We start from the raw sequence: 13,400 nt of genomic DNA on the forward strand, positions 1-13,400 counted from the left end.
CTGCACGCCTTCGATAAGGACTTCCCGTTCCCTGTCGACGCTATTTCATCAGGCTGAATCACAACCGGACGTGTCCGAGGGACGAGATCGGCTTGGGGATGGAGCACAACTCGAATAGAGCTGTGTAGTTTTCAGAACGAGCCGCAAGTAAGAACAAATGGTTAGAGTATTTCCAGCGCTTCAATAGAAACTGAAAATTTTCTATGTCGTCAGATACCAGGCCAGGCGGGCCAACCTATTGCGTTCAACTCGCTTACTGGACACAGTGAATGCAAATTGCACATTTTCCTGCGAATGCAGGCGGGGTTTTCGGGAAGGGGAGTGATGTATCTGTCATCGAATGAGCCGCAAAAAGGCGTCTACATCACAAACAAGAACCTCCCGGAAAAGGACCGCACAGAGAACTGGCGAGAGCTTGTTTCTCTGCATTATGAAGCACTGGAAACCTCCACGGAATGCGCAACCGCCATCGACGGATCGATCCATTCGCTTCAATTGGGCGAACGATTAATCATGTTCGCAACCTATGGCAATCACCGGTGCGTTAGAACCAGAGAGTGGATCAAGCGCTGTACATATGACTATTACTATGTCCAACTTTGTGTCAGTGGACTGTGCTACGGAACATTTGATGGGCGCGAGATCAACCTTGCCCCCGGCGATATTCACATCGGTTCGGTGACTGCTGTTTTTGATGGGATATGCAGCAATTCTACTGCAACAATAACTCTGTTTCTCGAAAAAGATGAGCTCGAATATGTGTGCGGAAAATCGCATCTGAACGGGACGATCATCCGAAGCAATACTGCGCTTGGAAAGTTGATTGGTGGGCTGTTTCGTAGTTCATATCGCGAGGCGGGCGATTTTTCTTTTCAGGAAGGCGTTGCTTGCGGCGATGTTCTGTTAAACTTGCTCGCATCGACCGTGAAACACGATCATGACAATATTCATAGTGCCCCGTCCGAACAGCTTCGCAATCAGGTCCTTGATTTCATAAACCGGAACATCATCGATCCGAAGATGGGCGTAGACCAGATATTGGAACGGTTCGCCATATCGCGCTCGCATCTTTATCGATTGCTGGAAGCGGACGGCGGTGCTGCTGGATTAATCAGAAAGAAGCGGCTGCAACTGGCTCGCAACGAATTGATCAGGCGCAATGAGGATGAGAAGCTGCGTATAAAGGCGATTGCTAGCAAATACGGTTTTTCAAATGCCAGCCAGTTTGCCAAGAGCTTCCAGCAGCACTTTTCACTCGCGCCGTCAGAGTTCTTGAAAAGGCTGAGCGAGAATGAACGAAACGGGGGGCAGATCACTATGCTCCACGAACATCTCGGAGATATCAGCGAGAGATCGAACAGCATGTTTGCCCGATAAAAAAGACTACAGACAGGCAGATTTAAACTGCACTGACAGCTTTCCGCTCTGGCTCGCGTGCGCATGGATAATTTTGTTTGCGCGCTGCTGGTTGAGCAACTCATTGGGCCGATGATCTCGCGCACTTCAGCGGCGTGGTGAATGCAGATGGCTGTGGCAATCTATAATGAGATCGTCGGAAACGCTGGCGTGCCGCAACATAGGGGACGACGGAGCCATACCCCTCGCTATCGCAGACAACCGGCTCGATCTGAAGTGGCTTGAACTGACCGTTTATGTCGACAATGCTACCGTATCCACCTCTATGAGAAGTTCGGTTTCGTGGCCGAGGGCATCCGCCAGAAAGATGCCTTAAGAGCCGGACAGTTTGTCGACTCACTCGCAATGGCACGACTCGATTTCTAGCTTACCCTTAGAAAACTATCGCACCGCCACGACGGCTGCCCAATCAGTGGGGCGTTTATCGTAAGCACCACCAGTCCAGCATTCTATCTCAATACCAGACCAGAAGACATTGTGGCTCCAGCATGTCCGAAGCTCTTCAGTTGATAGATAGTTGTAATAGCGGCCAAGTGCGTCGTGGCCCTCAACCGTACCGGTCTTGAAGCTTGCCCAAAGGACGCCGCCTTTCACCAATGCGGCGTGAGTTTTCTCAATGATGGGGGCAAGCTCGCCTCTGGGAACATGGGTTAGTGATGCGCAAGCATAAATACCATCATATTCCTCGACCGCGGAAAGTTCGTCGAACATCATCGTTCTTACAGGCTGCCCCAGTCGCTTCGAAGCGATTGCGGCCAGTTCGGCAGAACCGTCTGTTGCATCGAGCTGAAATCCCGCATCCAGAATCGCGCGTGCATCAGTCCCTGAACCAGTTCCTAATTCGAGAACTCGGCCCCCGGGCTTGCAGCGCTTCAGAAAATCGAACAGCTTTGGATTGGGAGTGTCACCATCGGCTGCATAGACGATGGCATTTGAATTGTAGAATCCCAGCGTATTGTCCTGCATATGCTCGAAAGCCCTCCGTACAGCGTTTTGGCTGGTCCGAGGATTCCCGAACTCTGCGGACACTTATGCGGTTAAATCACCTCATATTGAAAGTCCTGACGGTTCCATGAACCTCCATTCTCAGTTCTCGGTGACCTTCTCCGTGGGGCATCAACAATTGCGTGTAGAATAACGTTGCATTTTCGCCACAATGCGTTGCATAGATGCAACGCTATTGGGTAACATGGTTAACATGAACACGGCGAATCTGACGGCGGACATGAACGGCGAGAAACAATCATCGCAAGGCGGCGAGGGGCGCAGGCTTCTGGCGCTGCCGGGCATCATCACTGTTGTTTCAGCGCTGATTACGGCGTCGATTTCCTTTGCCATTCTCATTGGCATCACCCCGATCACGCCTGACCGAACCGTCACGCTGGCATTGGTCATCATCAATGTCGCGTTGATTTTGTTTCTCATCCTGCTGATCTGCCGCGAGGTTTACCGCATTGTCATGGCGCGGCGGCTTGGAAAGGCCGCTTCGCGCCTGCATGTTCGTATCGTTGCGCTGTTTTCGCTGATCGCGGCGGTGCCTGCCATTGTGGTCGCCATTGTTGCATCCGTAACGCTCAATCTGGGTCTCGATCGCTGGTTCGATACCAATACGCGTGACATTGTCAGTTCATCGCAGAGCCTGACCACCGCTTATATCCGCGAAACCGCGCTCAATCTGCAAAGCACTTCCTATTCGATGCTGCAGGATCTCGATGCGCAGCGCACCATTTATAGCCTTGATCGTGGCGGCTTCGTTCAGTTGATGACGCTACAGACGCGCGGTCGCGGTCTGCTTGGTGCGTTTCTGGTGCGCGAAAATGGCGAAGTGGTTGTCAAAAGCGATACCGGTGTCGAGGATCGTCTGCCGCCGCCGACTGAAGATGCCCTGAAGACGGCGCCGGATGGCAAGCCCGTCATCATCCCTCCGGGGAACAGTAATTTTGTCGGCGCAATCATCAAGATGCGCGAGATACCTGACGTCTATCTTTATACGGTTCGCGCCGTGGATTCGCAGATACTCGACGCCATGCGCCTGATGGAAGCCAATACCAAGCGCTATCAGGAGATGGATGCGAACCGCATTCCGACACAGATTGCATTTGCGCTGCTCTATTTCGGTCTGACGCTGATCGTGCTGCTGTCCGCAATATGGACAGGCATTGCCGTTGCCGACAGGCTGGTACGTCCGATCCGGCTTTTGATCGGCGCATCGGATGACGTGGCAGCCGGTAATCTCGATATCTCGGTTCCGGTGCGGGCTTCGGATGGCGACGTTGGCGCATTGTCCGGCACTTTCAACAACATGGTCGCGGAACTTAAGAGCCAGCGTAACGAGCTGCTTTCTGCCAAGGACCAGATTGACGAACGCCGTCGCTTCTCCGAGGCCGTGCTTTCCGGTGTTACGGCGGGCGTCATCGGTATCGAAACGGATGGCTGCATTTCAATTCTGAACCGTTCCGCAGAGCATATGTTCGGCGTGACGTCGGACGATGCCGTCGGAAAGAACCTTACCAGCATTGCACCGGAGGTCGGGCAGGCTTTCGAGGTCGCCCGTTCGACAGGGCGTGCGGTACATCGTGAGCAGGTCAGCATGACCCGCGGCGGCGTAGCGCGTACTTTCAATGTGCAGGTGACGGTCGAAGATACAGAATCCGAAGATCACTCCTATGTGGTGACTGTGGATGACATCACTGATCTGGTGCAGGCACAGCGTTCCTCGGCCTGGGCGGATGTCGCTCGTCGCATTGCGCACGAGATCAAGAACCCGCTTACGCCGATCCAGCTTTCCGCCGAACGCATTCGCCGCCGTTACGGCAAGGTGATTACCGAGGATCGCGAGGTTTTCGACCAGTGCACGGATACGATCATTCGCCAGGTGGGCGATATCGGGCGCATGGTCGATGAATTCTCCGCCTTTGCCCGTATGCCGAAGCCGGAAATGCGGCTTATGGATATGCGCGAGGCATTGCGCGAAGCGTCGTTCCTGATCGAGGTCAGCCGCAGCGATATTCGCTTCCAGAACGATTTCGGCCCGGACAAGCTAGTGGGTTCCTTCGACAGCCGCCTGATCGGGCAGGCGTTTGGCAATGTCATCAAGAATGCCAGCGAAGCCATTGACGGGCTTCCGAAGGAAGATCGTGAAGAAGGGCACATCCTGATCCGTTCCTATCAGACGGACGGGCAACTGGTTGTCGATGTCATCGACAATGGCAAGGGCCTGCCGGGCGACGACCGCCAGAAGCTGCTCGAACCCTATATGACGACGCGCGAGAAGGGCACCGGCCTTGGTCTCGCGATTGTCCGCAAGATCGTCGAGGATCATGGCGGACATCTGGAATTGCATGACGCGCCTTCGGATTTCCACGGAGGCCGGGGCGCGATGATACGCATGGTCTTCCCGCACGCGCCTGCCAGCGAGGCTGGCGTGAGCGCGGGACCTGCCGGCGAAGCTGGCACCAATGCGGGAAATAATGAAAAGAACATAGCTGGACAGGTGATTTGATATGGCTGCCGATATTCTTGTAGTTGATGACGAAGCGGATATCCGGGAACTTGTTGCAGGCATTCTGAGCGATGAAGGCCATGAAACCCGCACGGCTTTCGACGCGGACAGTGCGCTCGCGGCGATCAATGATCGCGTTCCCCGGCTGGTTTTTCTGGATATCTGGCTGCAGGGCAGCCGGTTGGACGGTCTGGCGTTGCTTGATGAAATCAAGAAACAGCACCCGGAACTGCCTGTGGTGATGATTTCCGGTCATGGCAATATTGAAACGGCGGTCTCGGCGATCCGACGCGGCGCCTACGATTTCATCGAAAAGCCGTTCAAGGCCGACCGACTGATCCTCGTCGCGGAACGGGCGCTCGAAACTTCGAAGCTGAAGCGCGAGGTTTCCAATCTTCGCAAGCGCAGCGGTGATCATCTGGAATTGATCGGTGCATCTCTGGCGATGAACCAGTTGCGCCAGACCATCGAACGCGTGGCGCCGACCAACAGCCGCATCATGATTACCGGTCCGTCAGGTGCAGGCAAGGAGCTTGCCGCTCGCGCCATTCATGCACAATCGGGCCGCGCCAGCGGACCGTTTGTGACGGTCAATGCCGCGACCATCACGCCAGAACGCATGGAGATCGAACTCTTCGGCACAGAGATGGACGGCGGAGAGCGCAAGGTGGGCGCTCTGGAAGAAGCCCATGGCGGTATTCTTTATCTCGATGAAGTCGCGGATATGCCGCGCGAGACGCAGAACAAGATTCTGCGTGTGCTTGTCGACCAGCAGTTCGAGCGCGTTGGCGGCACCAAGCGCGTGAAGGTGGATGTGCGCATCATCTCCTCGACAGCGCAGAACCTCGAAGGCATGATTGCGGAAGGCACGTTCCGCGAAGACCTGTTTCACCGTCTGTCGGTGGTTCCGGTGCAGGTGCCGCCGCTGGCGGCCCGGCGCGAGGATATTCCATCCCTGGTCGATTACTTCATGAAGCAGATTGCCGAACAGGCAGGCATCAAGCCGCGCAAGATCGGCCCGGATGCCATGGCGGTTTTGCAGGCGCATAGCTGGCCTGGCAATCTTCGCCAGCTTCGCAACAATGTCGAACGCCTGATGATTCTGGCACGCGGCGATGATCCCGAAGCGCCGGTAACGGCCGATCTTTTGCCGGCTGAAATCGGCGACACGCTGCCGCGCGCACCAACGGAATCCGACCAGCACATCATGGCACTCCCGCTGCGCGAGGCGCGCGAGCGTTTCGAAAAGGAATATCTGATCGCCCAGATCAATCGGTTCGGCGGCAATATTTCCCGCACGGCGGAGTTCGTTGGCATGGAGCGCTCGGCGTTGCATCGCAAACTAAAGTCCCTGGGCGTATAAGTACTTAGAGCTGTCCAGCTAATGCGGAGACGCTGGAACCACTCTAAATATTAGTTTTGTCTCGGTCGGAGTAGCTATGCGGGTAATCGTTTGCGGAGCAGGGCAGGTCGGATACGGCATCGCCGAGCGGCTTGCCGCCGAGGAAAACGACGTCTCTGTCATTGACACATCCGCACGCCATATCGAGATCGTGCGCGACACGCTGGATGTGCGTGGATTTGTCGGACACGGCTCGCAGCCCGATGTGCTCGCGGCGGCTGGCGCCGACGAAGCAGACATGATCATTGCCGTCACATTGTCCGACGAAGTCAATATGGTGGCCTGTCAGGTCGCCCATTCGGTCTTCAATGTGCCAACCAAGATCGCCCGAATTCGCGCTCAATCCTATCTCAAGGCTGAGTATCAAGACCTGTTTCTGCGCGAAAACCTGCCGATTGACGTGATTATCTCGCCGGAACTGGAAGTGGGTGAGGTGGTCCTGCGACGTATCGCCTTGCAAGGCGCAACAGACGTGCTGCGCTTTGCCGACGACAAGATCATCGGCCTCGCCATCGAATGTCTGGAGGAATGTCCGGTCATCAATACGCCGCTGAAACAGCTTACCGATCTGTTTCCCGACCTTGCCGCAACCGTCGTCGGTGTGGTGCGCAATGACAGCCTGTTCATCCCGCGTTCGTCCGACGAATTGAATGCCGGTGACCTCGCTTATGTCGTGACGACACGCGAGCAGGTCCGGCGCACATTGGGTCTGTTCGGGCACGAGAAACCGGAAGCCAGCCGCATCGTCATCGCAGGCGGCGGCAATATCGGTCTCTACGTGGCCAAGGCCATCGAGGACCGCAAGTGGAACACGCGCGTCAAGATGATCGAAAGTGAGCACGAGCGCGCCTTCGCGATAGCCGATCAGTTGAAGCGCACCATGGTCCTGCACGGCAGCGCGCTGGATCAGAACCTGTTGCAGGAAGCCGATATTCAGGACGCTGACCTGATGGTCGCGCTCACCAATCAGGATCAGGTCAATATCCTGTCGAGCATCATGGCCAAGCGCCTGGGCTGCAAGTCCAACATGGCCCTGCTCAATACGGTCGCCTATCAGGATTTCACCCACATGGTGGGGATCGACGCCTACATCAATCCGAAGGCGGTCACGATCTCGAAAATCCTGCAGCATGTGCGCCGGGGCCGCATCCGGGCGGTCTACAGTGTCTACCGCGATATGGCCGAACTGATCGAGGCCGAGGCACTGGAAACATCCTCGCTCGTTGGCGCACCATTGCGCGATCTCGACTTGCCGGAAGGCTTGCGAATCGGAGCTATCTATCGTGACGGACAGGTAATCCGTCCAAATGGCGATGTGCGGATCAAGCCGAAGGACCGCGTCGTCATTTTCGCAACATCCGACGCCGTAAAGCATGTGGAACAGATGTTCCGCGTCAGTCTGGAGTTCTTCTGATCACGGTTTTGTGTTAGCCTTCTGTCCGGGTAAGGGCTTAGGGGCTGAGATGGATATCTGTACGTTCTGGTACGGGTCGCGTTTGCGCGAGGTTGATTGTATTTGTCTGGCGTCGATGGTGATGACGGGGCAACGGGTAAAGCTCTTCGCTTACGCCCCGATCGAGAACGTACCGCCGGGCGTTGAACTGCATGACGCCAGCAGCATTTTGCCTGAAGCGGCCTTCAAGCGGCTTGATCCAGCCTATCCGAATTTCCGATCCAAACGGACTATCGTTCAATTCAGCGATATTTTCCGCATTATGCTGATGAAATACCAGCAGGGTGTCTGGCTGGATACGGATGTCTATCTTCTGAAGCAGTTTCATCCCGATCCGAACAAACCGTATCTCGCCCGGGAGAATCGCTTCCGTGTCGGCGTGTCTGCGCTTTACCTTCCGCATGATCATCCGATCATTCGCGAATTTGAGACCTACGTAGCGGCGACCTATCCGCTACCGAACTGGCTGGGCATACGTCGAGGCAAACTGCGCCCACTTTACTATCGTCTTATCGGCAAGGAAGTGACGCCCGCCTCGATTGGCATCACGGTATTCGGCAATGACGGCATTTCGCGTTTGGCCCGCAAATACGGGATTTTCAAGAATGCAGCCCCCCAGGAAAACTTCTATTACTGGGTCGGCAAGGATGCCACGCGCATCTATGATCCGGCCTATGGTCTCGAGCCGATCAACCATCCGGATTTTATAGGCTTTCACATACATAAGAAGCACAAGGAAGTCGTTTCGCTCCAGCCCGGAAGTTTTTACATGTGGGCGATGGATCGGGTGCGACCACTGCTTGAATCGCAACAAAATGATGAGCTTGTCGAGGCCGATTGAGATAGCGGAACCAACTTGCCTTTCGGAATTTGCCGGGCGGCTAATGAAATTGACGGTTGCGCAAAGATTCCCATCCTGTTAACCGAAGCTAAATAGCGAAGCAGTTGTCTTTCCACAGCAATTGCAGTCGAGCCCCGGTTTTGCACGCTCCGGTGCTTGATTTATGTGCATGCGCGTGTTCGTTTAACACATCGCGAGCTGGCTGCTGATCGATTAAAGGAATAAAAACAATGGCTGAACGATCGCAAAATCTACAAGACCTTTTTCTGAATTCTGTACGTAAGCAGAAAATTTCCCTGACGATTTTTCTTATCAATGGCGTGAAACTGACCGGCATTGTAACGTCGTTTGATAATTTCTGCGTGCTTCTGCGCCGTGACGGTCATTCGCAGCTTGTCTACAAGCATGCGATTTCGACGATCATGCCAAGCCAGCCTGTGCAGATGTTCGAAGGCGAAGAAGCCTGACGCTTTCCGAATTCCACTGGGGCGCAATGGCTTAAGTCGTTTTGCTCCAGTTTATTGTTTCTGCTGATGATAACCGGACACGCTCTGCCTGTCCGGTTCGTCATGTTTAAACAATCCGGGGCGTCTTTCATTTGAAACAGCTTTAGCGGCGACTTATCTGCAATGTCAGATAGTGCATTAACCTGATCTTTTCAGTCCAAATGCATCCACGACAGTTTCCGCGTCCCGGAGTGAATATATTTGTCCAAGTTCAAGGATAAGAAGCCGACATCTGCCGATGCAGACAAGGCCTTCGAGCTTTCAGAACCTGAGCCCACAAGAGCAGCCGTCATCGTTCCCGTCCTGCCGGAGCGGTATAATACGGGCACGTCGGCGGAAGATGGGGCTCGTCCCGAATTTCAGCGCTCGAACGAGGCGCGTCTGGAAGAAGCTGTCGGGCTTGCCCGGGCAATCAACCTCGACATCGAACACGCTGAAATTGCGATTGTCGCCAATCCGCGACCTGCGACCTTGCTGGGTGCGGGAAAGGTGGAGTCCATCGCCGAAACCGTCAAGGAAAAGGCCATTGGGCTGGTCATCGTCGATCATGCATTGACACCTGTGCAGCAGCGCAATCTGGAAAAGGAATGGAACGTCAAGGTCATCGACCGGACCGGTCTCATTCTCGAAATTTTCGGTGAACGCGCGCGCACCAAGGAAGGCGCCCTGCAGGTCGAACTGGCGCATCTGAATTATCAGAAGGGCCGTCTGGTCAGAAGCTGGACCCACCTTGAGCGTCAGCGCGGTGGTGGCGGCTTCCTCGGAGGTCCGGGTGAAACCCAGATCGAAGCCGACCGCCGCTTGCTGCAGGACAAGATTCTGAAGATCAAGCGCGAGCTCGAAACGGTGGTGCGAACCCGCACGCTGCACCGTCAGAAGCGGCGCAAGGTGCCGCATCCGATTGTAGCGCTTGTCGGCTATACCAATGCCGGAAAGTCCACGCTCTTCAACCGTATGACGGGTGCGGAAGTGTTGGCCGAAGACATGCTCTTCGCCACGCTCGATCCGACATTGCGGCGTATTCGCCTTCCGCATGGTGAAACGGTTATCCTGTCGGATACGGTCGGGTTCATTTCGAACCTGCCGCACCATCTCGTCGCTGCCTTCCGTGCCACCCTTGAAGAAGTGGTGGAGGCCGATCTGATCCTGCATGTCCGCGATATTTCCGATCCGGACAATGCCGCGCAGGCGGAAGACGTGGAAAGCATTCTTGCCGGGCTGGGCATCGAGCCGCAGGACCGCAAGCGTGTCGTCGAAATCTGGAACAAGATCGACAATCTCGACGAAAGCGGGCGTGAAGCTGCCATGCGCCTTGCAGCCGCCGGTAGCGAGGAGGGACGTCCAATCCCTCTTTCAGCCATCACCGGTGAAGGCGTTGACAGGTTGCTTTCGCTTATCGAAACGCGGATAGCGGGTTCGCTCGGGCCGGTCGATGTCTTGCTATCTCCTTTCGAGCTGCATCTTCTCGACTGGATTTACCAGCATGGCAGCAATGTCCAACGCGAGGATCTGGAAGACGGCTCCGTTCGCATCAAGGCGCGGTTGACCGAAGTGGCGCGCAAAACTCTGGACGAGAAGCGCGGCATTCGCCCCGAAAAGCCGGAGTCGGATTGGGAGTGAGGCGGGAAGTGCTGCGCCACTTGCGGAACAGGGGCGCAACGCCCTATGTATGGAACACTCACGATTCAAAACTATTCACTTCGCCATAAATATATCCAGAGGCCCATAATGAGAGATCCGATCGAAACCGTCATGAACCTCGTCCCGATGGTGGTTGAGCAGACCAACCGTGGCGAACGGGCCTATGATATTTTCTCGCGCCTTCTCAAGGAGCGCATCATCTTCGTGAACGGACCGGTTGAAGACGGAATGTCTATGCTGGTTTGCGCACAGCTTCTCTTTCTCGAGGCAGAAAACCCGAAGAAAGAGATCAACATGTACATCAATTCGCCTGGCGGCGTCGTAACCTCCGGCATGGCGATCTATGACACGATGCAGTTCATCCGTCCGCCGGTTTCCACGCTTTGCATGGGGCAGGCCGCATCGATGGGCTCGCTGCTCCTGACCGCCGGTGCGACAGGCCAGCGTTATGCGCTGCCGAATGCCCGGATCATGGTTCACCAGCCATCGGGCGGTTTCCAGGGACAGGCCTCGGATATCGAACGTCATGCGCAGGACATCATCAAGATGAAGCGCCGCCTGAACGAGATTTACGTCAAGCACACGGGCCGCGATTACGAGACGATCGAACGCACGCTCGACCGCGACCATTTCATGACTGCGCAGGAAGCGCTCGAATTCGGCCTTATCGACAAGGTGGTTGAATCGCGCGACGTGGGCGCGGACGAATCGAAGTAAGAGCCGGAATCTCCGGCTCGCACCTGTTTTTAGCGCCCCTTGCCACAAAAGGGGCCCAATTCTTGCAACTACGTGATGGTTAACGCGCCGCGTTAAGCATCTGTTGGGGTTCGGGGCGCTAAACTTGGTCAGATTATGCCGAATCTTTGCCGGGAACTTATTTTTCATTTGTTCGGCGGTGCAGCTTCTGCAAAAGTCGCCAAATGGCTCCTTCGGTCGGGGAGCCGTACGGTGACAGGAATCCTGAGACTACAGGCCCTAGACGACGGGTAGCGCGTATCTGCTGCTGTCGTGACCGGCGGGAGGCGCGTTTCTCCTCCAGCACTGGGTCCGAACCGGAAGAAACGATCGATATGAACGCCCAAGGTTCATTTCGGTCAATTGAAAGGAAACTGCGATGAGCAAAGTCAGCAACAGCGGCGGCGATTCCAAGAATACGCTTTATTGCTCGTTCTGCGGCAAAAGCCAGCATGAAGTGCGCAAGCTGATTGCAGGCCCGACCGTTTTCATCTGCGACGAGTGCGTCGAACTCTGCATGGACATCATCCGCGAGGAAAACAAATCCTCGATGGTGAAGTCGCGCGAGGGCGTGCCTACGCCGCAGGAAATCATGGCCGTTCTTGACGATTACGTCATTGGCCAGAAGGATGCCAAGCGCGTTCTGTCGGTTGCGGTACACAATCACTACAAGCGTCTCGCCCATCAGTCCAAGAGCAGCGATATCGAGCTTGCGAAGTCGAACATTCTTCTCGTCGGCCCGACGGGTTGCGGCAAGACCTATCTTGCCCAGACGCTCGCACGCATCATCGATGTGCCATTCACCATGGCCGATGCGACGACACTGACGGAAGCAGGTTATGTCGGTGAAGATGTCGAGAACATCATCCTGAAGCTGCTTCAGGCCGCCGATTACAATGTGGAACGCGCACAGCGCGGCATCGTCTATATCGACGAAGTCGACAAGATCAGCCGCAAGTCGGATAACCCGTCCATCACGCGCGACGTGTCGGGCGAGGGCGTCCAGCAAGCGCTTCTGAAGATCATGGAAGGCACCGTTGCTTCCGTGCCGCCACAGGGTGGCCGCAAGCATCCGCAGCAGGAGTTCCTGCAGGTGGACACGACGAACATCCTCTTCATCTGCGGCGGCGCTTTTGCTGGTCTCGACAAGATCATCTCCGCACGTGGCGAGAAGACGTCCATCGGCTTCGGCGCCACCGTTCGTTCGGTTGATGAGCGCCGTATCGGTGATGTCTTCAAGGAACTGGAGCCGGAAGATCTTCTGAAGTTCGGCCTCATTCCGGAATTCGTCGGTCGTCTGCCGGTGATCGCGACGCTCGAAGACCTCGATGTCGATGCTCTGGTGCAGATCCTGACCGAGCCGAAGAATGCGCTCGTGAAGCAGTATCAGCGCCTGTTCGACATGGAAAGCGTCGAGCTCAGCTTCCACGACGACGCCCTGCGGGCGATTGCCAACAAGGCAGTTGAGCGCAAGACGGGTGCACGCGGTCTGCGTTCGATCATGGAAAAGATCCTGCTCGACACGATGTTCGAGCTTCCGACGCTGGAAGGCGTGCAGGAAGTGGTCATTTCCGGCGATGTGGTGGATGGCAGTGCCCGTCCGCTCTATATCTACGCCGAGCGCCAGGACGAAAAGGGTAATGTTTCTGCTTAAGCGGTGACAATTAATCCATAAAAAGGCCGCGTTAGCGGCCTTTTTCATGTGCAGACTTGCGTCGGGCCGATCCTGTCACTATTGCAGGCGCAGCAATCGGGGTACAGCCTAAGCTAGATATTGTACTTAGTGACGGTACAGCGCAGGATAGATGACGATTCTATGAAAGCCATCCCGCTACAGGCTATTGAATTGCCGGGTTCGGCTCTCCAAGTATGGACCGAAGCACATTCGTGACCTGCCTCATGAT

Annotated in this window: 10 protein-coding genes and 1 pseudogene; 10 read left to right on the forward strand and 1 reads right to left on the reverse strand. The window is 55.6% G+C overall.

Annotated features, from left to right (window positions below; all coding sequences use genetic code 11):
- The first annotated feature begins 324 nt into the window (after window positions 1–324).
- The gene (locus F9K94_RS02215; RefSeq protein ID WP_192799428.1) at window positions 325–1,377 is read left to right on the forward strand and encodes a helix-turn-helix domain-containing protein; all 1,053 of its coding nucleotides are present in this window, start codon (window positions 325–327) and stop codon (window positions 1,375–1,377) included.
- Between the two features lie 420 nt (window positions 1,378–1,797).
- Here F9K94_RS02215 and F9K94_RS02225 read toward each other — a convergent pair whose 3' ends face one another.
- A complete protein-coding gene (locus tag F9K94_RS02225; RefSeq protein WP_061346348.1) occupies window positions 1,798–2,382 on the reverse strand; it encodes a class I SAM-dependent methyltransferase in 585 nt (194 codons plus the stop codon).
- Between the two features lie 190 nt (window positions 2,383–2,572).
- Between F9K94_RS02225 and F9K94_RS02230 the strand changes: the two genes are divergently transcribed.
- The 9 genes and pseudogenes from F9K94_RS02230 (at window position 2,573) to clpX (ending at window position 13,150) form a co-directional block, all read left to right on the forward strand.
- Window positions 2,573–4,918 carry a sensor histidine kinase NtrY-like gene (locus tag F9K94_RS02230; RefSeq protein WP_151643404.1) on the forward strand — a complete coding sequence of 782 codons (2,346 nt, stop codon included), beginning with the start codon at window positions 2,573–2,575 and terminating at the stop codon, window positions 4,916–4,918.
- 1 nt (window position 4,919) lies between these two features.
- Window positions 4,920–6,281 carry a nitrogen assimilation response regulator NtrX gene (gene ntrX / locus F9K94_RS02235; protein ID WP_061346346.1) on the forward strand — a complete coding sequence of 454 codons (1,362 nt, stop codon included), beginning with the start codon at window positions 4,920–4,922 and terminating at the stop codon, window positions 6,279–6,281.
- Between the two features lie 76 nt (window positions 6,282–6,357).
- Window positions 6,358–7,734 (forward strand): Trk system potassium transporter TrkA, encoded by a 1,377-nt coding sequence (gene trkA / locus F9K94_RS02240; RefSeq protein ID WP_061346345.1) that lies wholly within the window; start codon window positions 6,358–6,360, stop codon window positions 7,732–7,734.
- 49 nt (window positions 7,735–7,783) lie between these two features.
- A complete protein-coding gene (locus F9K94_RS02245) occupies window positions 7,784–8,614 on the forward strand; it encodes a glycosyltransferase family 32 protein (protein WP_151643406.1) in 831 nt (276 codons plus the stop codon).
- Between the two features lie 15 nt (window positions 8,615–8,629).
- A pseudogene (locus tag F9K94_RS24635) lies at window positions 8,630–8,839 on the forward strand (hypothetical protein).
- A 5-nt stretch (window positions 8,840–8,844) separates the two neighbouring features.
- A complete protein-coding gene (gene hfq / locus F9K94_RS02255) occupies window positions 8,845–9,081 on the forward strand; it encodes an RNA chaperone Hfq (protein WP_002964239.1) in 237 nt (78 codons plus the stop codon).
- 240 nt (window positions 9,082–9,321) lie between these two features.
- A complete protein-coding gene (gene hflX / locus F9K94_RS02260) occupies window positions 9,322–10,740 on the forward strand; it encodes a GTPase HflX (protein ID WP_151643408.1) in 1,419 nt (472 codons plus the stop codon).
- A gap of 108 nt (window positions 10,741–10,848) precedes the next feature.
- Window positions 10,849–11,478, forward strand: a complete 630-nt coding sequence (gene clpP / locus F9K94_RS02265; RefSeq protein WP_010660144.1) for an ATP-dependent Clp endopeptidase proteolytic subunit ClpP — start codon at window positions 10,849–10,851, stop codon at window positions 11,476–11,478.
- A 397-nt stretch (window positions 11,479–11,875) separates the two neighbouring features.
- Window positions 11,876–13,150: an ATP-dependent Clp protease ATP-binding subunit ClpX gene (clpX, locus tag F9K94_RS02270; protein WP_061346342.1), complete on the forward strand. Its 1,275-nt coding sequence runs from the start codon at window positions 11,876–11,878 to the stop codon at window positions 13,148–13,150.
- Window positions 13,151–13,400 lie beyond the last annotated feature (250 nt).

The sequence above is a fragment of the Brucella tritici genome (assembly GCF_008932285.1).
In the GTDB taxonomy this organism is placed as follows: Bacteria; Pseudomonadota; Alphaproteobacteria; order Rhizobiales; family Rhizobiaceae; genus Brucella; species Brucella tritici.

Coding starts and splice junctions, on each gene's coding strand:
- ntrX (WP_061346346.1), top strand. CDS start 4,920: ATGGCTGCCGATATTCTTGTAGTTGATGACGAAGCGGATATCCGGGAA.
- F9K94_RS02230 (WP_151643404.1), top strand. CDS start 2,573: ATGCGTTGCATAGATGCAACGCTATTGGGTAACATGGTTAACATGAAC.
- trkA (WP_061346345.1), top strand. CDS start 6,358: ATGCGGGTAATCGTTTGCGGAGCAGGGCAGGTCGGATACGGCATCGCC.
- F9K94_RS02225 (WP_061346348.1), bottom strand. CDS start 2,382: ATGCAGGACAATACGCTGGGATTCTACAATTCAAATGCCATCGTCTAT.
- clpX (WP_061346342.1), top strand. CDS start 11,876: ATGAGCAAAGTCAGCAACAGCGGCGGCGATTCCAAGAATACGCTTTAT.
- clpP (WP_010660144.1), top strand. CDS start 10,849: ATGAGAGATCCGATCGAAACCGTCATGAACCTCGTCCCGATGGTGGTT.
- F9K94_RS02215 (WP_192799428.1), top strand. CDS start 325: ATGTATCTGTCATCGAATGAGCCGCAAAAAGGCGTCTACATCACAAAC.
- hfq (WP_002964239.1), top strand. CDS start 8,845: ATGGCTGAACGATCGCAAAATCTACAAGACCTTTTTCTGAATTCTGTA.
- F9K94_RS02245 (WP_151643406.1), top strand. CDS start 7,784: ATGGATATCTGTACGTTCTGGTACGGGTCGCGTTTGCGCGAGGTTGAT.